Annotated in this window: 19 protein-coding genes and 2 pseudogenes; 10 read left to right on the top strand and 11 right to left on the bottom strand. The window is 66.7% G+C overall.

What is annotated here, in order from left to right; all coding sequences use genetic code 11:
* Positions 1 to 12: 12 nt before the first annotated feature.
* From Actkin_RS16010 to Actkin_RS16000, 3 genes are all read right to left on the bottom strand, one after another.
* The gene (locus tag Actkin_RS16010) at positions 13 to 825 is read right to left on the bottom strand and encodes an FAD-binding oxidoreductase (RefSeq protein ID WP_309569138.1); all 813 of its coding nucleotides are present in this window, start codon (positions 823 to 825) and stop codon (positions 13 to 15) included.
* A 78-nt stretch (positions 826 to 903) separates the two neighbouring features.
* Complete coding sequence (locus tag Actkin_RS16005; RefSeq protein ID WP_258907814.1) at positions 904 to 1,434, bottom strand: Gmad2 immunoglobulin-like domain-containing protein; 531 nt, start codon at positions 1,432 to 1,434, stop codon at positions 904 to 906.
* A gap of 86 nt (positions 1,435 to 1,520) precedes the next feature.
* Positions 1,521 to 2,252 carry an HPF/RaiA family ribosome-associated protein gene (locus Actkin_RS16000; RefSeq protein ID WP_258907813.1) on the bottom strand — a complete coding sequence of 244 codons (732 nt, stop codon included), beginning with the start codon at positions 2,250 to 2,252 and terminating at the stop codon, positions 1,521 to 1,523.
* A 207-nt stretch (positions 2,253 to 2,459) separates the two neighbouring features.
* On the opposite strand from Actkin_RS16000, the gene Actkin_RS15995 reads away from it, so the two are divergent.
* From Actkin_RS15995 to Actkin_RS15980, 4 genes are all read left to right on the top strand, one after another.
* Positions 2,460 to 2,864 (top strand): Hsp20/alpha crystallin family protein, encoded by a 405-nt coding sequence (locus Actkin_RS15995; protein WP_258907812.1) that lies wholly within the window; start codon positions 2,460 to 2,462, stop codon positions 2,862 to 2,864.
* A gap of 14 nt (positions 2,865 to 2,878) precedes the next feature.
* The gene (locus Actkin_RS15990; RefSeq protein ID WP_258907811.1) at positions 2,879 to 3,466 is read left to right on the top strand and encodes a CBS domain-containing protein; all 588 of its coding nucleotides are present in this window, start codon (positions 2,879 to 2,881) and stop codon (positions 3,464 to 3,466) included.
* A 92-nt stretch (positions 3,467 to 3,558) separates the two neighbouring features.
* Entirely contained in the window at positions 3,559 to 3,966 is a 408-nt protein-coding gene (locus Actkin_RS15985; RefSeq protein WP_189210296.1) for an OsmC family protein, read from the top strand.
* Positions 3,963 to 5,357: an MBL fold metallo-hydrolase RNA specificity domain-containing protein gene (locus Actkin_RS15980; RefSeq protein WP_258907810.1), complete on the top strand. Its 1,395-nt coding sequence runs from the start codon at positions 3,963 to 3,965 to the stop codon at positions 5,355 to 5,357. The genes Actkin_RS15985 and Actkin_RS15980 overlap by 4 nt, the downstream gene beginning before the upstream one ends.
* 119 nt (positions 5,358 to 5,476) lie before the next feature.
* Here the strand turns inward: Actkin_RS15980 and Actkin_RS15975 are convergent, their stop codons facing one another.
* The 5 genes from Actkin_RS15975 to Actkin_RS15955 form a co-directional block, all read right to left on the bottom strand.
* Positions 5,477 to 5,980, bottom strand: coding sequence for a hypothetical protein (locus Actkin_RS15975; protein ID WP_258907809.1), 504 nt, complete (start codon positions 5,978 to 5,980; stop codon positions 5,477 to 5,479).
* 51 nt (positions 5,981 to 6,031) lie between these two features.
* Positions 6,032 to 6,991: a DUF2157 domain-containing protein gene (locus Actkin_RS15970; protein WP_258907808.1), complete on the bottom strand. Its 960-nt coding sequence runs from the start codon at positions 6,989 to 6,991 to the stop codon at positions 6,032 to 6,034.
* Positions 6,992 to 7,848: 857 nt separating this feature from the next.
* Positions 7,849 to 8,379, bottom strand: coding sequence for a DUF3558 family protein (locus Actkin_RS15965; RefSeq protein WP_258907807.1), 531 nt, complete (start codon positions 8,377 to 8,379; stop codon positions 7,849 to 7,851).
* Positions 8,376 to 9,317 carry a hypothetical protein gene (locus Actkin_RS15960; protein WP_258907806.1) on the bottom strand — a complete coding sequence of 314 codons (942 nt, stop codon included), beginning with the start codon at positions 9,315 to 9,317 and terminating at the stop codon, positions 8,376 to 8,378. Before Actkin_RS15960 ends, Actkin_RS15965 begins: the two co-directional genes overlap by 4 nt.
* A gap of 42 nt (positions 9,318 to 9,359) precedes the next feature.
* On the bottom strand, positions 9,360 to 9,623 hold the full coding sequence (locus tag Actkin_RS15955) for a hypothetical protein (RefSeq protein ID WP_258907805.1): 264 nt from the start codon (positions 9,621 to 9,623) through the stop codon (positions 9,360 to 9,362).
* Between the two features lie 974 nt (positions 9,624 to 10,597).
* Here Actkin_RS15955 and Actkin_RS15950 point away from each other — a divergent pair.
* Positions 10,598 to 11,344 carry an IS5 family transposase gene (locus Actkin_RS15950; protein WP_258907804.1) on the top strand — a complete coding sequence of 249 codons (747 nt, stop codon included), beginning with the start codon at positions 10,598 to 10,600 and terminating at the stop codon, positions 11,342 to 11,344.
* 1 nt (position 11,345) lies between these two features.
* Here the strand turns inward: Actkin_RS15950 and Actkin_RS15945 are convergent, their stop codons facing one another.
* Positions 11,346 to 14,060 carry a DEAD/DEAH box helicase gene (locus tag Actkin_RS15945; RefSeq protein WP_258907803.1) on the bottom strand — a complete coding sequence of 905 codons (2,715 nt, stop codon included), beginning with the start codon at positions 14,058 to 14,060 and terminating at the stop codon, positions 11,346 to 11,348.
* Positions 14,061 to 15,603: 1,543 nt separating this feature from the next.
* Between Actkin_RS15945 and Actkin_RS32750 the strand changes: the two are divergent.
* The 5 genes and pseudogenes from Actkin_RS32750 to Actkin_RS15920 form a co-directional block, all read left to right on the top strand.
* A pseudogene (locus Actkin_RS32750) lies at positions 15,604 to 15,933 on the top strand (recombinase family protein); the annotation flags it as partial.
* Positions 15,934 to 16,009: 76 nt separating this feature from the next.
* Positions 16,010 to 16,363, top strand: coding sequence for a hypothetical protein (locus Actkin_RS15935; protein WP_258907802.1), 354 nt, complete (start codon positions 16,010 to 16,012; stop codon positions 16,361 to 16,363).
* Between the two features lie 340 nt (positions 16,364 to 16,703).
* On the top strand, positions 16,704 to 17,699 hold the full coding sequence (locus Actkin_RS15930; RefSeq protein ID WP_258907801.1) for a hypothetical protein: 996 nt from the start codon (positions 16,704 to 16,706) through the stop codon (positions 17,697 to 17,699).
* Positions 17,700 to 17,840: 141 nt separating this feature from the next.
* Positions 17,841 to 18,146 carry a hypothetical protein gene (locus tag Actkin_RS15925; protein ID WP_258907800.1) on the top strand — a complete coding sequence of 102 codons (306 nt, stop codon included), beginning with the start codon at positions 17,841 to 17,843 and terminating at the stop codon, positions 18,144 to 18,146.
* A 257-nt stretch (positions 18,147 to 18,403) separates the two neighbouring features.
* Complete coding sequence (locus Actkin_RS15920) at positions 18,404 to 19,459, top strand: AbiV family abortive infection protein (protein ID WP_258907799.1); 1,056 nt, start codon at positions 18,404 to 18,406, stop codon at positions 19,457 to 19,459.
* A gap of 268 nt (positions 19,460 to 19,727) precedes the next feature.
* On the opposite strand, the gene Actkin_RS15915 is transcribed toward Actkin_RS15920, so the two are convergent.
* Together Actkin_RS15915 and istA are read right to left on the bottom strand one after the other, a co-directional pair.
* The gene (locus tag Actkin_RS15915) at positions 19,728 to 20,123 is read right to left on the bottom strand and encodes a hypothetical protein (protein WP_258908106.1); all 396 of its coding nucleotides are present in this window, start codon (positions 20,121 to 20,123) and stop codon (positions 19,728 to 19,730) included.
* Positions 20,124 to 20,166: 43 nt separating this feature from the next.
* Positions 20,167 to 20,947, bottom strand: a pseudogene (gene istA / locus Actkin_RS15910) (IS21 family transposase); the annotation flags it as partial.
* Positions 20,948 to 20,978: the final 31 nt, after the last annotated feature.

The following is a 20,978-nucleotide window of genomic DNA, read 5'->3' as shown; positions in this document are numbered from 1 at the left end:
CCGCCGGGGCCGTCAGCCGGTGTGCTGGTCGAGCATCCCCGGCCCGAACACCTCGTAGCGGACGCGCTCGGCGGGGAGCCCGCGGCGCAGCAGGGACGATCGGACATCCCGCATGAACGGCACCGGCCCGCACAGGTAGGCGGTGGTGTCCGGGGTCAGCGGAAGGACGCCGGGGTCCATCCGGCCGGGGCGCGAGTCGTTGTGCTGGCCGGACTCGTACCAGGTCAGGCAGTCGGAGTGGGTCAGGCCCGCGAGGGCGTGCGCGCAGTCGGCGCGCAGGGCGCGGTGGGCGGGGGAGCGGTCGGCGTGGGCGACGACGACCGGCCGCGGGGGCTGGGTGCGGGCGAGGTGGTCGAGCATCGCCGCCATGGGGGTGATGCCGATCCCCGCGCTGACCAGGAGCACCGGGGACGTGCCGGGGACGAGCGTGGTCTCCCCGGCGGGCGGTCCGACCAGCAGGGAATCGTCCTCGGCCAGGTGGTTGTGCAGGTGGATGGACACCACGCCGTCCGGTGTCGTGGCGGTGCCCCGCACCCGGCGCACCGTGATCCGCAGCGACCCGCGGCCGAGCCCCTGAGACAGCGAGTACTGGCGGGGCTGGCGGCGGCCGTCGGGCAGATCCACCGCCACGGAGACATACTGCCCCGGGGTGAAGTCGGGGATCGCGTCGTCCCCGTCGGGGATCAGAGTGAACGACACGGTGTCGCCCGCCTCGTCGAGGCGCTTGGCCACCCGCCAGCGCCGCCACAGGGCGGTCGGCTCCACTCCGGCCCGGACGACGGGCAACGTGGCGCGGACAACGGCCGCGGAGGCTGCGGACAGCACGGGATCTCCTTCAGTGGGACGCTGTCCTCACTCTGCGGCCGCGCGTGAACGGGAGATAGGGAAGCAACGACCGCAAGATCAAGGACCTTGGTCCCGGGCGATCCCGCGGGCGGTCGTAATCAGTCTCGGCACGCGGATGACGTCGCCGGGGTGGATGATGTTGGGGTTGGTGATGGTGCCGGGGTTGGCGGCGACGAGGCGGTGGTGGAGGGCGCCGTTGCCGTAGTGCTGGGCGGCGATGCCCCACAGCGTCTCGCCCTGCTGGACGACGTGCTCGGAGTACACCCGGTAGCCGGGGACGATCTTGGGTCCGTACACGACCGGGACGATGACCTTGTCGAGCTCGGCGCCGTCGTCGGGGGAGGTGTGGAAGACCTCCACGAACAGCCGGTCGAGCGTGAAGGCCGCCCCCGCGACATCGACGGTGATCTGGAACTGGCCGTGGCCGCCGATGCCGTCACCCGCCATGAAGTGCCCGGTCACCTCGTCGTGACCTTCGTGGACGCGATACTCGAAGTTCGCCTCGAACGCGCCCCCCGCGCCCCCGGCCACCATGATCGTGGTTCCCACCAGGTCGTACATCCTGGGCTGCTGCACATCGATACTCATGACCTGCCCCCTTTCGCCACACCAGCCTGACCACCGCCGCGCGGACCCCGCCAGGGCAGGAAGACCCGCGCGGCGTCGGCCGATCGTCAGTCGGCGGCGGTCACCAGGCCGTAGCCGCCATCGTCCCTCCGGTACAGCAGGCGTCCGCGACCGTCGGTGTCGTCGAGGTAGAACAGCGCGGGTTCGGCGGACAGGTCGAGGCGCGCCTGCGCCTGCCGGGCGGTGAGCCGTGCGGCGCTCTGGTCCGACGGCCACACGGGCAGGTCGGGGCCGATCCACGGCGGAGTGCCGTGCGCGGCGGAGAGGAGGTAGCCCTCCGTCGTGCGGCGGAGCAGGCAGTCCTCACCGGATGTGTGGGTGAACAGGTGGAACGCGTAGTCCAGGGCCTCCATGTCGGCGATGGCGTCCTCCACCGAACAGCGGTCGGCGCTGTAGGTCGGATGCGACACCACCGTCCGGCCAGGAGCGGGCCCGTCGTGGACCGTGGTCACGCGGTGACCGCGCCGGCGCCGGGAGTGGGTGCGGAGCTGGCGCGCCAGGCGGTGGGTGAGGCGGTCCACGGCGGTCCGGGCGGTGTCGGCGCGGGCGTGGGTGTGCAGCACCGTGCCGTCGACGTCGACGTGCGACGTCGCCTCCACCGCCTCGGCGACCGCGGGGTCGGGCAACCGGGTGATCGTGATCCGAACCCTGTGCACCGGTCCGTGCGCGTGCTCGAGCGCGGCGTTGACCTTCGCTTCGGCGTACTCGCCGATGCCCAGGCCCAACACGCCGCGAACGGTCACGATAGGGGCGGTCCGGTCGGTTGTCGCGTGGCTCATGGTGTCTCCTGTGGAGCGTGGACTGACAACTCGAGACTGGAGTGCGGGCAGGGCAGGCGGACAGGGACTTCCGTCGCACCCGCGTCGGGACCGTCGGCAGCCGAGGACCACTTCGCGCTTTGGTCCCCCGGAGGTCGGGGCTTTGGTCGCTGTCGCGAGCCGCTCTCGGCGTGGTGGGCTGAAGCCAGGTTCGCGAAAGGAGAGACGATGACCAGCCTGATCCCCCGCAACACCGCGATCGCCGACCTGTTCCGCGTCCTGGAGGAGGGCTTCCCCTTCGCCGGGCGCCACGTCGTCAGGGTCGAGGACTACCAGGAGGACGGCCAGTACGTCCTGCGCGCCGAGCTCCCCGGCGTCGACCCCGCCCAGGACATCGATGTCAGCGTCGACGGGAACCTGCTGACCGTCACGGCCGAGCGCTCGGACAGCAGGCACGAGAAGTCCCACTCGGAGTTCCGCTACGGCTCCTTCGGCCGGTCCGTCCGCCTGCCCGCGGGCGCCGACCCGGCCGGGATCACCGCGAGCTACGAGGCGGGTGTCCTGGAAGTCCGCGTGCCGATCACCGAGGCGAGCCCGGCCCGGCGCATCGCCGTCGAGGTCGGCAAACCCTGACGAGGGAGGGTGTGATGAAAGCGCGGGACGTGATGACCAGGCCCGTGGTGAGTGTCGGCGCGGGCACGACCATCCGCGAGGCGATCGCCATCCTCACCGACAAGGGGTTCGCCGCGTTGCCCGTGGTCGACGACGCGGGCCGCGTGATCGGGCTGTTCAGCGAATCCGACGCCCTGGCCGCCACCTCGGGCGCCGATCACCGGGACGACCCGGTGTCCACGGCGCTGAGCAGGCCGGTCGAGGTGGCCGCGCCCACCGACGACACCGCCGCGATCGCGGCCCGCATGCTGCGCGGGCGCCTGCGGTGTGTGCCGGTGGTGGAGGAGGGCGTGCTGGTCGGGATGATCGCCCGGCGGGACCTGCTGCGCGTGCTCGTGCGCGACGAAGACGTGGTCGCCGCGAACGTGCGGTCCCTGCTCGACGACTACGCGGGCAGCACGAGGCGCTGGTCGGTCACCCTGCGCCGCGGCGCGGCGACGGTGACCGGCGAGTTCGCCGATGAGGCCGAGCGCCGGGTCGTCACCGCCCTGGTCCGCACCGTGCCCGGGGTGACCTCGGTGCAGGTGGGTCCTGTCCACGCCGACCTGGCCTGGACCGACTGAACCCGGGTGGCCGGGCGCCCACCGTGCGGTGCTCGGCCACCCGAAACCCGACGACCACCGCACGGGCGGTGGGAACCCGACAGGGAAGACCGATGGCGACGATCAGCGTCACCCACCTGCATGGCAACCGCTTCCTGGCCACCACGCGCAACCACCCGGTGCTGGTGGACCAACCGGGCGACGACATCGCCCCCACCCCCGTCGAGCTGTGCGTGATGGCACTGGCGTCCTGCGCGGCGCACTACGCCGTGGGCTACCTGCGCGCCGAGGGCCTGTGCGACCGGGGCGTCACCGTCGAGTGCCGCTGGTCGATGCGGCCGAACCCGGCGCGCGTCGGACGGGTCGAGATCGCGGTACGCACCCCGCAGCCGCTGACCGACAAGCACCGCTGCGGGCTGCTCGCCGCGGTCGACCACTGCACCGTCCACAACACCCTGCGCCTACCACCGGACATCGACGTGCGCGTCACCGACGGCGCCAGCCTGGCGGGCAGCCGATGAACGCCGACGTCGCACCCGCGGTGGACTTCCTGGGCGGGGTAGGCACGGTCACCGGCAGCAAGCACCTGATCTCCTCCGGCACCGCCCGGGTCCTGGTCGACTGCGGCCTGTTCCAGGGACTGTCCTCGCTACGCAAGCGCAACTGGTCGCGCCCGCCGCTGGACGTGTCCGAACTGGACGCCGTCGTGCTGACCCACGCCCACCTCGACCACACCGGCTACCTGCCAGTTCTGGTCCGCGAGGGCTGGCGCGGGCCGGTGTACGCCACCGCGGACACCGCGCGGCTGGCCGAGATCCTGCTCGCCGACAGCGCCCACCTCATGATGGAGGAGGCCGCGCACGCCAACGCCCGCGGCTGGTCCAAGCACCACCCCGCCCTCCCTCTCTACGACCAGCGCGACGCCGCCGCGGCGGTGGCCTGCCTGCGACCCGTAGACTTCGACACCCCGTTCACCGTCGCCGACGGCGTGGAGGCGGAGTTCGGCACCGCAGGGCACATCCTCGGCTCGGCATGGGTGCGCCTGGGCCTCGCAGGCGGCGCCAAGACCGTGGTCGTCAGCGGAGACCTCGGCAGGCCAGGCCACCCCCTGCTCAACCCGCCTCGCCCCCGCCCCGCCTGCGATGCACTGCTGCTGGAATCGACCTACGGCCTGCGCTCGCACGACGACACCGGTGTCGATGAGCACCTGGCGGAAACGATCAACACCACCGTCCGCCACGGCGGCAGCGTGCTGATCCCCGCCTTCGCCGTCGACCGCACCGAGGTCGTGCTGATGGCCCTGGCCCGCCTGCGGCGAGCCGACCTGATCCCGGACCTGCCGGTCCTGGTCGACAGCCCGATGGCCCTGGCCTCCCTGCGCGTCTACCGCCAGGCGATCGCCGACCACGACCCACGACTGCGCCCCGAACTCTGGCGCGGCGACGACCCCTTCGCCCCACTGCGCCTGCACGAACTGCACACGGTCGAGGAGTCGATGACAGCCAACCACCCGCGAGTGCCCTCGATCATCGTCTCCGCCTCGGGCATGGCCACCGGCGGACGCGTTCTGCACCACCTCAAACACCTCCTTCCCGACAACCGAAACACGGTGGTCATCGTCGGCTTCGCCGCCGCGGGCACCCGAGCTCGACTCCTGGCCGACGGCGCCCGCTTCATCAAGATCCACGGCTACTACGTCCCGGTCCGCGCGACAGTCCGCGTCCTCGACGGCTTCAGCGCCCACGCCGACGCCGAGGACCTCATCGCGTGGGCCACCGCCGCGCCCCCACCTCACACCGCCTACGTCGTGCACGGCGAACCCGACGCCAGCAGCACCCTCGCGCAACGCCTGCGCGAAGACCACGGCTGGAACGCCGTAGTACCCCGCGAGGGCGAACACGTCCTCGTCTGAGGTGGCGTCTCGTACCTGACGGAACCGAACGTGTTGCTCACGACGCTTCAGAATCTGACCCCGTGGGTCCAACTCGTCCACGAGGCCTGACGCGCCATCGCGATCCGGATCGGTCCCCACTACCTCGTGGGGATCACGAAGACGTGACCGTGCACGACCTCACTCAGGAACTGCCGGATCGCCGTCCAGTGCAGCGGTCGTGGGGCGTATCCGTCGAAGTAGCTCATCGGGAGGTGCGTGATCAGCAGCATCGCGGCGACCAGCACCGCGACCTGGGGCGGCGTCAGCCGGTCCTTGTCCCAACCGGCGAAGGCGAGCGTGGCGGGCATGGTGATGGCGGCGGCCGCGATGACGCCGTGGACCAAGGCGAGCGGCGGCCTGCTCACGTTGACCGTCAGCGCGTCGCCGACGAGACGCAGAACCAGGAACGCGACTACGGCGATGATCAGGAACGGCGCGAGGTAGAGCAGCACCTTGCTGACGCTGTAGAGCTGCCAACTCTGGCTCTGGGTGCGGTTGAACAGCGCCAAGGCATCCGGCCGGTAGGGGAAGTCGGCCTGCGCCACCGTGGCCGCCAGCCTGCCGGTAGCACCCGGCGCCGCCGGAGCGACGGCAAGCAGCACGGCGCCCACCGCTTCGCTCTGACCGGCGTGGTGAACGCGGCTCCTGTTCGGCTAGGGGCTGGCGGACGCCTCCGCGTCCCTCTCGGGCCTCTGGCCAAGGATGCGGCCCCGCACACCGCGGTCACCTTCCGCTTGGCGGCGCCCACCCACGCGGCTGCTGTGCCTCCGTCGCGGATAGGAGCCCCTGGACCGGCGCCACACTCCGAGCGTGCCGAAGAGCAGGAGGACTGCCCCGGCGACCAGCACGCTCGCCGCGGCGCCCACGGTGCCGCCGGTCCAGTCCCACAGGGCTTGCGGTACGGCGACGGTGGTCCCGATGACCGCGCCCGCGAGCAGGATCGGATGGCGGTAGCGGGCGTAGGCGAGCGAGCAGAACACCGCGATCCCTGCGGTGAGGATGTAGGCCCAGGTGACCCGGCCGAGCCCATCGATCGCCAGTTGGGCGCCGATCAGCGCGGTGGCCACCGCGATCCCGTACCCGGCCCAGACCGGTCGCACGAGTTCGGACACGGTAAGAGCGCCCCACAGCACGCCCAGTGCCACCAGGGCCGCCGCCGCGGCCCGCCCCTCGCCCCTGCCCTCGGCCAGCACAAGGTCGACGACCAGGGCGAACGCGCTGATCCCCGCGACGCCCAGGCTGGGCAGTGATGGCAGGTACGCGTAGGTCAGAGCCGACAGGGCCAAGGCGGTCGAAGCAGCCCACATCCCTGCATGGGCGGTTGCGACAGTGCCCGCGGCCAGGGCACCGACCCCGGCGCCGAGAGCGAACAGAGCGGTCGCGGCGCGGTGGCCCGCGCGGCTGCCATGCTGGCTGACCAGCAGACCAGCCAGGAGCAGACCCGCGGTCGCCCCCAGCACCACAAGGCTGCGCGCCGGGCGCGACAGGTCCGCCCAGGAGGTGGCGACCGTCAGCGCCGCGCCCACAAGGACCAAGCCGCCACCGAGGTACGCGAGGATCTCGCTGCGCCTAGCGGTTGCCGGGACCCGTTCCTCGGCGAGGGCGTCACGCACGGCATCGTGTTGTCAACTGGCCAGAACGCCCTCCCCAACCAGCTTGCGCAACGCTGCTTCCTGTTCCGATGTCAGGACACGGTCCATGACTGCTCCCTGTTCGCCGCGTGCACCGCCCCGTCGGGCATCCGAAGGCGATCATGTCCAGGCGGCAGCAACCGGGTAAGGGACGTGCGTCCCTACTCAAGCGCGTCCAAGGTCTCCACTCGCGGAACGAATCCGGAACCTCTCGACCCCCCGGGTCCCCACAACCCGATTACCGCCTCCGACGACACCTCTACTCGTCCCGCGCGCCGTCGAACCGCCGCTTCCGATGGAACCGAACAGCATGTCCAGACAGGGTCGCGCCCGGCGGTGGCGCAGGCAGCGCAAAAAGAAGGCGACAACTGACATCAGCGTCGAGCGCCTGACAGCGGCACTCAATGCAGCCGACAAGAACGAGCTGTATCGCCTGCTAAGACTGAACGTCAGATTCGACAAACACGCCAACCTGGTGGAGGCTCATGCCGACTCCCACCAGGGCTGGGGCGTACTGGTTGTGTCCGAGAGGGCTTCCCAGACACGCAAACGCGGGCAAAATCCCGTACCGATATCGGTACGGTAAGTCATACTCGCAGGTTAGCAGGCCTATACGGCCATGATCAACCGTGGGCCGTTGCCCGCATGCCACCCGTCACGCTGGGTTATGGCGTGGCGCTGTGTAGCTGATTAAAGTGGACTTCCATCGCGGCTGAGCCCGAGTGGCGAACCGTCGAACGTAGGCGCGCGTCGCCAGCAGACCCGATCGAGGCTCCACGAAGCCTTCACCTTGTCTGCCATCGGCAGGCGTCGACTCTCTACACCGCGCTCGACTGTGGTTATCGGCGTAGCTGCTTGATCATTGCTTCGGCGATGCGCTCGAGATGCAGGCACCATCCAGCGTCGATTCTGGTGGTGGACAGGTCCAGGTCGAGGCCTTGGCCCGGAGCGGTTCCGACGACGATGACGCATCCGGTTCCGGGCTCGCTGGTTGTGATGATCGCGGCCGGCTGACCGACGATGGCGGTCGGGGTGAACACCTGCCAGGTGTTCCTACGGCGGTACGCATCCGCCAACGGGTCGCCGGTCGGGCGTACTTGGACGCCGAGCCGAATGTCGCCTTCCCAGATGCAGAGCCCACGGTCGCCAGACCGCGTTTGGACCGGTGCGCCGGACAGCCCGAACTCGGTTGCTTGCTCCGCGGGGAGCAACTCGCATGCGCGATCGAGGAACTGTGCGACGTCGCCTGCGATCGGTATCGAGGGTGGAGTGGTCGACTCGGTGATCGTAGGCGGAGGGGCGGTCGTGTCGGAGGTCGTGCATCCTGCGATGAACAAAGCCAATGCACAGGCAGCGAGGCGGGCTGTCATGCTGGGTCCAGGCGGTCCGCAATGATTCCGCTCGGTTCTTCTTCGAACGCCATCTCCTCGCGTTTCTGCTTCACCTTGGGAGAAAAGATGTCGACACTGTAATTGGTGTTGGCGAAGTGCTCGTAGCTGAAATCCGGACTGTCGATATCAACGTTGGGCGGGAGTGGCTCGAGCAAGGGGATGCTGTCGCCTGCGAGCTGAGATTCCTGATTGCTGATCCAGTCCCGAATGACTATGAGTCCGCTCTCCCAGGAACGTCTCAACTCATCTCGCTCACGGATGTAGTTGTTGACGACCTCGCCTGCTTCGCTGCCCTCCAGATAAATGTTAGCGCTTTCTTTGGAGATGGAAATAAACTTCTCGACTCCGGCCGTGAGTAGGTCGCGTAGATTGCTGGCGGAGAACAGTTGAACGGCAGCTGAGGCGATCTCAGCGCCGATGACGATCTCGCCCTTGGCTTCGCGAGTCGCTTGCTTGCCCATCTCGAGGTCGCATGCGGCAATGGTTGCATCGGCGAGTTCGTAATAGCTGTCGCGAACGTCGATAACCAGCTTGTAGAGCGCACCCATGGATTGCACGGCCAAGAGGAGGCGGTCTTGTTGCTGCGTCATGAAGGTGTCGATGTGGGACATCTGCAAGGCGAACGCCGTCGCGGCCGCTCCGTGCCAGTTGGCCGCCAGTCGAGCTCCCGCCACCTCCAGGTAGCCCTTAGCTTCACCATCCTCGCCAGTATCGCGGGCCGCGCGTTGGATTCGGAAGTACTCGTCATTGATCTTCTGTGGATCCAGCGCCATGAAGTCCTCGGCATCGAGGACCAAGCTGTCTGTGTACGTCTGCCTGGGGTTCCCGGACGGGCCGCCCCAACTCGGTACCCACTCGCCCGCGTCGGTGTACATCTCGATGATCTTGTCCGCGAGACGGCACGCGATGTCACGCATCTCGTCATCGCTTCGCCACGTGCCCAAGACTGCTCCTCTAGGTCAGACTTGGCCGTCAGCCCTGCGGTACAGGCCGATGATCTCGCGCAACGTGTGCGCCGTTTCGTCGACGCGATCCGCGCCGATTCTCTGCCTGCCGCCGATGACGTCGGTGAAGTGGGCATATGTCTGCTGCAGGCTGTCCGCGAGAGAAAAATGTCCCGACGCCTCGAGACCTTCGTGGGCGGTGATCACCCCGATCGGGTGACGCAAGCACTCTGCGACTGCTGGCAGGAATCGGTTGGCGATCTCCTCCAAGCCGTCCACGTGAGCCTGGAACTCCTCTTTGTCATTCGGCAAGATTCATCTCCCGGTACCCGGCGTCCTGGGGCATTGAGCATAGATGGTTCGTCGCGTGCGGATGGGCGGATCGAGGACGAAGGATGGCGTGCTGTGGCAACCGTCACACTATCGCGTGAATGTCGGGTGGGAGCGTCAACGCACCCTTGATGCGGTGGGCACTCGGACAGGATCGAACGGAAGGCAGTGTTGCGTGCACTTGTCCGCAAAAGACGGAGCACGCGATCATGGACTGCAAAGCACCTCGAACTCGCCTCCGGTGGCTGTGCGTACGTAGGAATCTGCGCCAGCAAGTAGCCGAAGCTGGGCTTCGCTCGCCCCGGATGCTCGTAGTCCAGGTTGTGCCACAATTGTCAGAAATCGAACGCGCAGTTGGGGTGCGATCGTCATAATGTCGTATAGCGCTTTCATGTCACCTATAAGGTACGGGGATCGCTGGGTTCGGGCGTAGTAGCGTTGTGCCCGTTTGTCAAGGTGCTGCAGTAGGGGTTGTGCGCCGTTGCGGCTCCACTTCGCGCCGCGGACGGCCTGGCCGCATACCTCGTAGAGGTCTTCCACTCGTCGTCCTGGCGACGTGCCAGCGGAGTATTTGCAGTGGACGAGCGTGACGTGCAGGGTCGAGTCGTCGACGACCTTCAGACCCACAAGGTCAGCAGCTTCGTAGGAGCCGTCGTCGTTGACGAGGACGTCGTATGCGGTGGCTTTCCTTAGTGCCTGTTCCTGAGCTGATCATGTGCGGCGTGTCTTGACCCTGGACGTAGAGAACTCCTGGTAGATCGGTCGTTGTCTAGGCGTCCGGTCCACCAGGAGTTCCGTTGTTATCGTGCACCACCAGCAACGCCGTGTCCGTGGCGGGGTCGTGTTGTCGGTTCTCAGCCACCCACCAACCCGCAGCTCGTGCCCGCCGGTATCCGTCGGACACGACCGACGCGCAATGGGCGGTGATCGATCCGCTGCTGCCCGACCCGGGCTGCACTCTGGGTCGTGGCGGGAGGTGGGAGAAACACTGCCGCCGCCTGGTGGTGGACGCGATCTTCTATGTCACCGACAACGGCATCAAGTGGCGGGCGCTCCCGGCGGACTTCCCGCCCTGGTCGACGGTGTTCAAACGGTTCCAGGCGTGGGCAAGGTCCGGGGCAGTCACACGGGTGATGGGCGCGGTCAACGACCGAGTCCGCCAAGCGGCGGGGCGTGTCGCGGCCCCGTCGGCGGCGATCATCGATTCCCAATCCATCCGCGCGGCCGAGACCGTCCGCAGACGTTCTCGCGGCTGGGACGCCGGCAAGAAGGTCAACGGACGCAAACGCCACATCGCCGTCGACACCCTTGGCCTGCTGCTCGCCATCCTGGTGACACCGGCCTCGACCCAGGACCGCGCCGCCGCACCACGCCTGCTCCGACTCCTGCGCGCCACCGGCACACGGCTCAAGCACGTGTGGGCCGACGGCGGCTACACCGGCCACCCCATCAACGACGCCCACCAACTCGGCCTTCGCATGCAGATCGTTCAACGCCTGCACACGCACACCTTCACCGTCCTACCACGGCGTTGGGTGGTCGAACGCACCCTCGCCTGGATCACCAGACACCGCAGATGCGCCCGAGACTACGAACGACACCCCACCCACCACGCCACATTCGTCCAATGGGCCATGATCCGCATCCACACCCGCCGACTCACCCACTAGCTCAGGAACAGGCACTTAGATGTGTGGCTACGCGGGCCTGAATGGAGTCTTGTCGCTGTTCGGGCCCTTGGGATTCGACTCGAAGATCGACTCCGGTCCAGTCGATAGCCGTCAGCCGGTCGGGTGGAAACGGCGGGTCATTGCGTGGCTTGAGGAGCCGGTCCTGGGCGGTGAGCATGCGGTTTCCCTCGAGGAAGAGGGTAAGTTTGTGTTTCGGTTGGTTGATCCATTGCTGCAAGGTCAACGTCGTGCGCGCTGTGCGTGCGGTGGCGTCTCGGTCTATCGGGGTGTACTGGAGTCCGGATTCGGTGAAGTCGGCTCGATAATGAACTCGCCAGCTCCGGGTGACGAAGGATATAAGGAAGGGCCCTGTGGTCGAATAGTCGTCGACCGCGATGCCGACCTCTGTCAGTGTGAACGCTTTGTCATCGACGGATAGGCGCAGCTCTGCGCCGCTGCCCGCGTAGTACTCCCACGGCCATTCCGCGCCGATGAGGACGAACTCGGGGCGAGCCGTGATGTCTTCGGGGATGATGAACCCGGCAAAGATCGCTTCGAGGTCGATCGTCTTGTCCAGTAGGCGTGTGCCCTGGCGGTCGCACCAGTCACGCCACGAGCGCAGGTCCGACGCGGTGCTCATGGACCAGAATCGGCCGGATAGAGCGGCGCTGATCGTGATCGGTTGCCCGTTGTCGAACCCTGAGGTTGCAATGTGCGTTTGGGTCTGCCCCTCGGTTTCGGCGGCGTTGAGCGCCTTGAGCACGTCGCTGCCGACGTGCATGGAGAACCTGTTGAAGTGGTTGCGTGAGTCGAGCAGGCCAACGTTGGTGGGTATCAGCCGGTCGACGCGTCCGAGCACCCGGAAGGTTTCCGCTCCCTTGACACCGCGCGTGCCGGGGCCGAGAACGGCTTCGGCCAGTTCGGCGTAGTCGCCGTTGTTCGCCGAGCTGTGGATGTAGAGCAGTCTCGTACGTTTGTCGAAGTACAGCACGATCAACTCGTAGTCGACCAAGTGCAGGGTGCGTTGATCGGCCCACGCGACGTCGTCTCGGTGCTCGACGACGAACCAGGCGAGCGCGCCCTCTCCGCCCAGGGCGACGGTGTCGTCGAGCAGCAGGCCGCCGTACACCTCGCGGGCCTTCTCGGGTTCCCAGGCGGGGAGCGGGGATCGGTAGGCGATGGCGCTCATCTTCGGGCGCAGCGATGCGGTCGAGACCTCATCGGGTCCGTCAGAGAACGAGGCGTCGAACTGCTTGTTGTCCTCAGCTTCGCGCGCCACACGCTCGGTGATGTCCCGCAACAGCAGGTTCCAGTCCGCGTCTTCACGGAGGAGATCCCGCAGCGGTGACAGCGCCGCGGCGGGATCCCGGGCGACGAAGACACTTGCCGTCCCGATGTTCGAGGTCGCGGACCGGGAACGGGTGAACCTACCGACGAGTTGAATCATCGGGCCGAGGCTCTTCTTCACGTCGTGCAGGGCTGCGACTTTCAGCGAGGGTAGGTCGAACCCCTCGCCCAGCATGTCGACGCACACCACGATGCGACACTGCCGGGTGTTGAGGGCGGCGAAGACGGCCTTGCGAGCTTTGGGCGCCAGGCTGTCGTACAAGATCGACGGCCCTAGATCGCTGGCTTCGTCTTGGTACAGGGCCAGCAGGTCTTTGGCCCGGGCGACCGACTTTCCTCGGGCCATCAGTACGTGGTCGTAACCAGCCTCGAGGTCTGACCGCAATCGGGCAACGGCTTGCCGGGCGACCGCGACGTCGGTGCCCTCGACCCCGAACACGGCCTTGTAGTCGATCTGGGTGAAGTACCCATCGCCCTGGGCCTCCCGAAGGGGGAACCGGAAGATCAACCGTCCAGGCACCGGCCTGCCGTCCTCGCGGAAGGGGGTGGCGGTGAACAGCAGCACTTTCCGGTCGGCGAAAGCCTCGATGACACTGGTCCACCTCGGTGCCGGTGCATGGTGAGCCTCGTCGACCATGAGGTGTGAGAAGCTCGCCAGTAGTGCCGCCCGCGCGTCCTGGGTGCAGGCATCCACCGCGTATGGGGTTGCCACCACGACATTGCAGGCTTCCGCGAAGCGGCGGGCGTTCACGGGGTCGGAGATGCCGTGCTCAAGTCTGCCGACCACCGGCCGCTGGGCCGACGGACCGACGATCTGCAGTTCCTGCAGAACACCCAGGCTCTCGAACTTGTCTGAGACCTGGTCCCGTAGGGCCATGGTGGGCACCAGCACCAGGACGCGGCGAGGCCGGGCCGCCACCATCAAGGCCAGCATGGTTTCGGTCTTGCCAGTGCCCGTTGGCATGACGACGATTCCCGGGTCGCTGACCCCGGACGCCCAATGCCCGAGGACTGAATGCAGCGCGCCGACCTGAGGACGTCGGAGGCTGTTCTCCTCGGTGTGGTCGCGGAAGCCGAGAGTGCCTGCGTACGATCGAGTGATGTCTTCCGGCTTCCATAGTTTTCGACTCCCGGACCACTGAACTCTGGAGCCGCTCGAAGCCATGAGCGGGATGGTCGCGGCTAGGGCGGCGTCGGGTTCGGGTTGTGACACCCGCTGTGCAGGCCAACTGCCGAAGGAGTTCGACACCCGGATTCCGCTCGAGTCCTCCTGCACGGTGAGGGGGCCAGCAGGAACCAGCAACTGCCTAACGTGGTTCCCCTCGACCTTGTCTTCGATCGCCCAGACGCGGGACGTCCTCACCTGCACGTGACCTCCAAACGTCCGGTCTCGTCCGACATGGCCCTAACCAGGGCATGTCCGAGTCCAGAGTGTCACCGAGGGCCGAGGATTTGCGGTCTTTGCGCGTAAGCGGTCACGTGTCGTGAGCTGAGCGATACTCGCGAATCGCTTGGGATTGCCGCATGCGATGCTCGTAGATGGCACTGCATCGCCTCGTTGACGGTGGGATCAAGAGGCGTGGTGGCTTTGTGTCGAGGTAGTGGGGTCGCTCGGCGAGAGCGGGTGGCGCGGTCATCGGGCGTTCTCTTCGACCGGGGGTGCGAGCAGTGCGCGGGTGCGTCTCGTACATCCGGATGGCGACCACGATTCCGGAGGCGGCGGTGAGCGCGGCGACGACCCAGACCGGGACGCGCAGGCCCCGTAGGTTGGCGACGATGCCCGCCAGGAGGGCACCGATGGCGAAGCCGCCGTCGCGCCAGAGCCGGTAACCCTTGGTCGACCACCGCAGGCTCTCCGTAGGAAGGCGGCGGCCGTCATCGGTGTCGCCTGACTGCGTCCGCAGATCACTGCCGATCCAGCACTATCGGCGCCTGCCCAGCACCACGACGAGGACCACCGTGTGCTCCCCTGGCCGAGCAGCAGATGCTCGATGACACCTTCGAGGCCGTGCGCGCAGACCCCGTCGAGCGCGACCGTGACCTGTTCCTCTGCCACGCATGGCCGGACCGCAACGCCAGCTCGGTCTCGACCTGGCCCGGCAACTCGACCGTCGCATCGCCTGCAGTCTCGCTGACTGCGTGCGGACCCTGGGCGTCGGTATCAATCGTCGCTAGATCCCTCGGATGGCTCCTGCTGCTGCGTGTTGGGCCACTTGGGTGATCGTTGCGGTGGTTCCGTCATGGGCTTGGTCGGGACTTGTCGGTTCGGCAGGACCGTCGAGTGGAGGTGGCCGAGGGATGTCGGGCTCGGGTGGGTCGTTGGATCGGTGGTTGTCGTGCGGTCGGTGGCCGAGATGGACCGGGTGGGGGTGGGCTGCGGTTCGCGTTGTTCGGTCGGGCGTCAACGGAGGGGTTTCAGGATCCGGCGACGACGCGGGCGTGGCAGCGGGAGGTGGCGTCGCGTCTGGTTGAGGGGCATGGGCGGATCGTGGTGGAGTTTTCGACGTCGGTGTGTCGCGGCAGGTGCCGTGGCCGGAGCGTCCGGCTGGGTCGGCGTTGCTGGCGGCGGTGATGAGTCCGGACCGGGAGTTCGATGCGGTGGTGGTGGGTGAGTTCGAGCGGGCGTTTGACGCTGGTCAGTTGGATGCGGTGTTGGAGGTGCTGGATGAGGCGGGGGTGCAGTTGTGGTTGCCGGAGGCGGAGGGGCCGGTGGAGCGGGGCAGTGTGTGGCATGAGGCGTTGGTGAAGCTGCTGGGTGCGCAGCCGCGGCGTGAGGTGTTGCGTGCGCGGCATCGGGCGATGATCGCGATGCGTCGGCAGGTGGTGGAGCAGGGTCGCTACCTCGGTGGGCGGCCGCCCTTTGGGTATCGGCTGGTGGACGCGGGGCCGCATCCTAACCGGCGCCATGCCGGGTGGGGCGCCGTCTGCAGCGTCTGGAGCCGGATCCGGCTACCGCGGAGACGGTGCGGTGGATCTTCGCCCAGCGGATTGCGGGGAAGAGCGCCGCGGGGATCGCGCGGGCGTTGAACGAGCGGGGTGTCGCGTGTCCGTCGGCGGTGGACCCCGGCCGCAATCGGCATCGCACCAAGCTGCGGTGGTTGTTGCGGTCGGTGATCGAGATCTTGGAGAACCCGCGCTACACGGGCCGGCAGGTGTGGAGCCGGACCGCTGCCGACCGCGGCCACCGGACCGCGAGTGGTCGGCGGCCGTCGGTGCGGAGGCCGGTGGGGGAGTGGGCGGTCTCGGAGCGGTTGGCGCACGAGCCGCTGATCGCGGAGGCGGATTTCGTTGCGGCGCAGGCGGTGCAGGTGGCGAGGGTTGATCAGTGCGGTCGTACGCGCAGGTATCGGCTGTCCGGGCTGGTGCGCTGCGGGCTGTGCGAACGACGGATGGAACTCGCACTGGGTGCACGGACGACCCGGCTACCGCTGCCGCCACGGCCGCACCAGCGCGCACATCCCAAGCACCGACGTGCCGAAACCGGTGTACGTGCGCGAGGACCATCTCCTGGAGACCATCACAGCCCAGCTCGCGCACCCCGGCGATGGCATCCCGAAGTCAGGCGTGGAGGACTACCTGCGTCGTACCGGAATGGTCATCCGTCACTCCGTGAACGGCACCATCATCGAGCCGAAGAACGCCGAAACACCAAGCCCCACGGACCGCACCTGATAGATTCAGAATGCACCCGTGGGGCAGTTATGTGTCCGAGGACCGAGTTGCACACTAACCACAACGTTGAACCTGTCCTGACCAATTGGATCTGGTTGCCGGACTGGGACAGGCACGAATGCCCTGACCAGGAGGGACAGGTCGGGTCAGGCATGCCCCACGTGGCCTGGGTGTCCCATGAGCATGACCCGAGGCGACGGGAAGTGGTCTCACTGTCGACCCGTCCGCCGTGTCGTGTCTGTCCGTCCCGTGGTGTCCCAGGTGCAGCACCGTAGTGCGCAGAGCTCGAAGGCGAGGCAACCAGTAATGATCTAGTGTCCGGGACCGATGGTTCGATCACATGACCTCGTCGACCGGAGGCGCGCAGGTGGATCATCGTGAACGAGTACCCTTCTCGCAACGCGCGAAAGCAGCTTTTGAGTTTGAAGAATTTGTAGGGAAAGTGGTGCTTGAGGCTCTCGGGGTAACCGGCGAGGTTCGGTCGGATGTAGCGGACGGTGGATTCGATTTCCAAATTTCAAGTGAAGGCCAGGAAATCCTAGTCGAAGTTAAGCTGGATACTCCAAGTACCTCAAATCGCGCCCGACAAATCGGCTCTCGAATGCGAGAGATTGGCCAGCTTATCCCTGGATCTCGCATGGTCCTCGCGGTGCCAGGAGTCGTCGCGCCCGATCGACTCGCCGTACTACAGAAGGACAATGTCCAGGTTCTGGACGGTCGAATCCTGACGCGCACTGCTCGTCGCCTTGGTGTCCAACTTCCCGAGTCAGTGGATTTTGCAGATGACCACGCCGACCTAGTAGGCAAGAAACTGATTCAAAGATTGGACGCATTGCCTGCCGGGAAGAAGCAGAGCGCAACAGGTTGGGTAGCTTATCAAAAGCTGTGTGAGGAGATATTGGCCTATCTGTTCTGTCCTGGATTGGAGAATCCAAGGACCGAAGTGTCTACGGCGTCCAAAGTTAATCGCCGTGATATTGTGATGGCCAACTACGCCACGGACGGCTTCTGGGAGTTCATGCGCAGCCATTATCGTGCAGACTTTGTTATCGCGGACGCGAAGAATTACGCGGCTGCGATCAAGAAGTCGGAAGTGTTGCAAATTGCTAACTATTTGACCGATCGTGGAGCTGGCCTGTTCGGACTGATAATTACGCGGGTCGGGGCCAGCGTGGGTGCTCGGTGGACCATGCGAGAGCAATGGGTCCTATACAACAAGCTAATTGTTGTCCTTGACGACTCTGACGTTCGTCAAATGTTGATTGCGCGCGATAGTGGCACGGCCGCAGAACTTGTTATTCGACAGAAAATAGAAGATTTTCGTCTTGATCTCTAGCGGACTTTGACGGAATCCGGCAAAAGTCTGATCATTCGGTACGAGGCGTCACCCGACCAGGTGACATTCGCGTGCTGTTGCAGCGTTGGCGACGCGTGCCCGCGATGTATCCGGTGAGGGGTGTCGCGTCAGGAGGAACCGATGACCGAGCACGAGGACAGGGTCGCGCTGGTCCTGAACGGCGGGGTCAGCCTGGCGGTCTGGATGGGTGGGGTGCCCCACGAACTGGACCTGGTCCGGCGCGCGTCCGGTTCGAACAGCGCGTCACCGTCCCAACCGTACGACGAGGAGCTGGCGCGGCGCTGGCGGGACCTGTGCCACAGCGGTGACGAGCCGCGCCGGGTCGTGGTCGATGTGATCGCAGGTGCGAGCGCGGGTGGGCTGAACGGGATGAAGCGTCCGGTCCGAATTGAATGCTCGTCGGGCCCACTTCGGGTTATCCGGTAGATCGCCGTCGACCGGCGTCAGCGTTCGTCGAGGAACCCGATAGCGAGTACCGGACGAGGAGGTCGTCACAGCGCGATTACGCGGCTGAACCCGAGACAACCTGAACACCCACACCCGGGAGGAGTGGCCTCGGCTTGGAGGGGTTCGAGGGGGCGTCGAGCAGGTGAGTGGAGTTGACTTGCAGGTGGTGTCGAGGGCGTGGTTGTCGATGTCGGTGCCGTTCGAGGTCGCTGTCGGCAAGGGGTGCAGGTAGCCCAGTGAGGCGAGTTGAACGCGGGCTGCTGGCTGTGGTCGGTCGGGACTTCGGCGAGGTCGGCGCTGAGCCGGGCGGCGGCCTTCTCTCGGTGCTTGGCGTCGGTGACCCCGAGACGGCCGTGAACGCAGGCGGCGTGACCAGGATGGTCGGTGGCTTCGTGCAAACTGTGGCCATGCCCGGGAAGAACACGCTGCCGCCGTTGACACCCGCCCAGGTGGTGCGACTGCAAGACGAGCTGTTGGCGAACGCGGACCGACTTCTCATGTCGGCGGTCGCAGTCCTTGACCTGGGCCACGTCGGCTTGGCGCGGTCCCTGGCAATCCTCGGCATGGAGGAGTCCGGTAAGGCCATCGCCATCCATCGGCGGCGTGTCGAGATCGCCTACGCACCCGAAGGCGAGCCATTCGTCGACCCGGCGTTGAGGAAACTCTGGGCTGACCACCAGGCCAAGCTCACGTTGGTCCACGACTTCCTCGTGCAGGAGCAGTACTGGTTCGGGACGGAGCCCTCGGACCCGGAGGTGAACAGCGCCTGGCTGGGCGATATCGAGGACTGGACACGTCGACACAACGTGCTCAAGCAGCGCGGCTTCTACGTCGACGTCACCGAGCAGGACGGGGTGCTCACCCCGGCGGATGCGTCGGACGAGGCGTCGCTGCCCGAGGTGATCAGCCATGTTCACCAGATCGGGTGGCAGATTCGGCTGGGTGAGCACATCGAAGCCAAGCAGCAAGCGGAGATGGCCCGCGACGTGCCGCCAGCATCCGAGGAGAGTATCGAGCAGATGCGCGCCGCGCTCGGCAACCCGTCCCTCGGCGACTCGTCCGACTTCTCCGAACAGGTGCTGGACGGGATGCGCCGCGGCCATGCTGGGACCAAGTGGAACAACGACGGCTACCGGCTTCACCTTCCCTCGGCCGGGAGCAACCCGTTCGCGAACCTCGACAAGCCCGGTTATGAGGCCCAGACTCGCGAGCTGCTACAGCTCGCCGACCAACTCGGCATGCGTCACGCAGAAGAGGGCCAGGCCGAGCCGGATACGGAGGACCGGGGTTAGCCGCCGCCGACCATGAGCAGTGACGCTGGTCCTTGACCATGGGGCGAAAGTCCCAGGTCAGCCCGGCCCGGCTCGACAGGTTCGTCGCAGACCTCAGCAGATGGCACCTCCGACCAGCTGAGCAGCCACCCGATGCGCCTGGACCTCCGCGGGCCCGACAGACGGCCATGATCTACACCCTAGGAATCCCTCAACCGCCAGATCCAGGTCCGACGAGCGCAAGAGAGGCGTTGGGGCGTGCTGCCTGCGCGACCGCATCACGGCCCAATCAGTCGGTAGTATCTGATGGTTCGTGGACGACCTGCCCGCTCATCATCGGGGTCGTCAGGGCGGGTGCGCTTTGCGAGTTCTCGGCTGCGTTTCTGTTGATCAACACCAGGACGAGGATGCAGATCGCAGCACCAATGGCCACGGCGGTGATGAGCCCGTACTTGAAGTAGGTCCACTTCTCGTCGCGGTTTGATCGTTTGACGGTCGCTGGCCCAGCGGCGTTGGCGTGGCGGACCTCGGATGCTGCCGTCGTGAACGCAGTAACCTCTTCGGTGAGGTCGCTTTGGGCTCGATAGAGGGACTGCGACGCGGAGGCTGAGGCTCGTTCGAGGTTGGAGATCGCCCTCGAAACTTCGTCTCGAAGTTGTTCGATCGTGGTTTGAAGTTGGTGCACATTCCCGGCATCCTCGACTGCGCTCGCGAGGTGCGCAGCATAAGTCGATGAGCTGAGTGTTGAAGTCGGCCGGGCTGGTGAACGAGCGGCCTGGCAGGAACGAGGTCTCCAGATAGCCGTTGGCCCGCTCGACCAGGCCCTTCGACTCCGGATCGCCCGGCTTGCACTGGACGATCTTGATCGCCAGGGTTCCGCGGAAGGCGTTCATCGCCTCGGTCAGCTGCGGGCGACCGCCCCGCCACTGCCCGACCGCGGTCTCGTTGTCCCAAACCAACCTGGAGGGACTCGACCCCAGCCGGAGATCAGCTGCCAGTGCCCGGCCAACAGATCCGGCGACTGCCGCGACGGCAACATCACCGCCGTGATCACCCGCGAATAGCCCGACACCATCACCAGCACCGGCGGCCGCCCCACTTGCCCGGCTCCCAACGCAACGTCGACCGGCGGAAACCACAGGTCGCATTGAGCCAGCTCACCGGGCTGATAGTCGACCCGGCCAGCCGGATCCGGCGGAGCGAACAACGGTCGCAGCTCCCGCACCCGGTCCTTGAGCACCGTCATCGACCGAGCCCACCCGATCCGCTCGGCAATCACCGTCGCGGGCATCGTCGGCCACTCCGCCAGCAGCTCGCGGATCCGCGGTTCCACAGCATCGACGATCGACCCCTTCGCCGGCCGCCGATACTGCGGCGGCCCGGCCGAGGGGCCAACGCCCGCCGCACCGTGTTCCGCCCGACTCCCAACCGACGAGCGATCGCCTTGATCGACACACCCTCGGCCCGGTGAAGACGACGGATCTCCGCCCAGTCCTCCACGTTCAGCACTCCCTACTGTCAACGGGGGTCCGTTTCCACC

This window comes from Actinokineospora sp. UTMC 2448 (assembly GCF_024760565.1).
Taxonomy (GTDB): domain Bacteria; phylum Actinomycetota; class Actinomycetes; order Mycobacteriales; family Pseudonocardiaceae; genus Actinokineospora; species Actinokineospora fastidiosa.
The sequence above is the reverse complement of the archived record's forward strand: the minus strand, read 5'-3'. Positions and strand labels throughout refer to the sequence as shown.

Coding starts and splice junctions, on each gene's coding strand:
- Actkin_RS16005 (WP_258907814.1), bottom strand. CDS start 1,434: ATGAGTATCGATGTGCAGCAGCCCAGGATGTACGACCTGGTGGGAACC.
- Actkin_RS16000 (WP_258907813.1), bottom strand. CDS start 2,252: ATGAGCCACGCGACAACCGACCGGACCGCCCCTATCGTGACCGTTCGC.
- Actkin_RS15995 (WP_258907812.1), top strand. CDS start 2,460: ATGACCAGCCTGATCCCCCGCAACACCGCGATCGCCGACCTGTTCCGC.
- Actkin_RS15990 (WP_258907811.1), top strand. CDS start 2,879: ATGAAAGCGCGGGACGTGATGACCAGGCCCGTGGTGAGTGTCGGCGCG.
- Actkin_RS15985 (WP_189210296.1), top strand. CDS start 3,559: ATGGCGACGATCAGCGTCACCCACCTGCATGGCAACCGCTTCCTGGCC.
- Actkin_RS15980 (WP_258907810.1), top strand. CDS start 3,963: ATGAACGCCGACGTCGCACCCGCGGTGGACTTCCTGGGCGGGGTAGGC.
- Actkin_RS15965 (WP_258907807.1), bottom strand. CDS start 8,379: ATGACAGCCCGCCTCGCTGCCTGTGCATTGGCTTTGTTCATCGCAGGA.
- Actkin_RS15960 (WP_258907806.1), bottom strand. CDS start 9,317: ATGCGTGACATCGCGTGCCGTCTCGCGGACAAGATCATCGAGATGTAC.
- Actkin_RS15930 (WP_258907801.1), top strand. CDS start 16,704: ATGACCTCGTCGACCGGAGGCGCGCAGGTGGATCATCGTGAACGAGTA.
- Actkin_RS15925 (WP_258907800.1), top strand. CDS start 17,841: ATGACCGAGCACGAGGACAGGGTCGCGCTGGTCCTGAACGGCGGGGTC.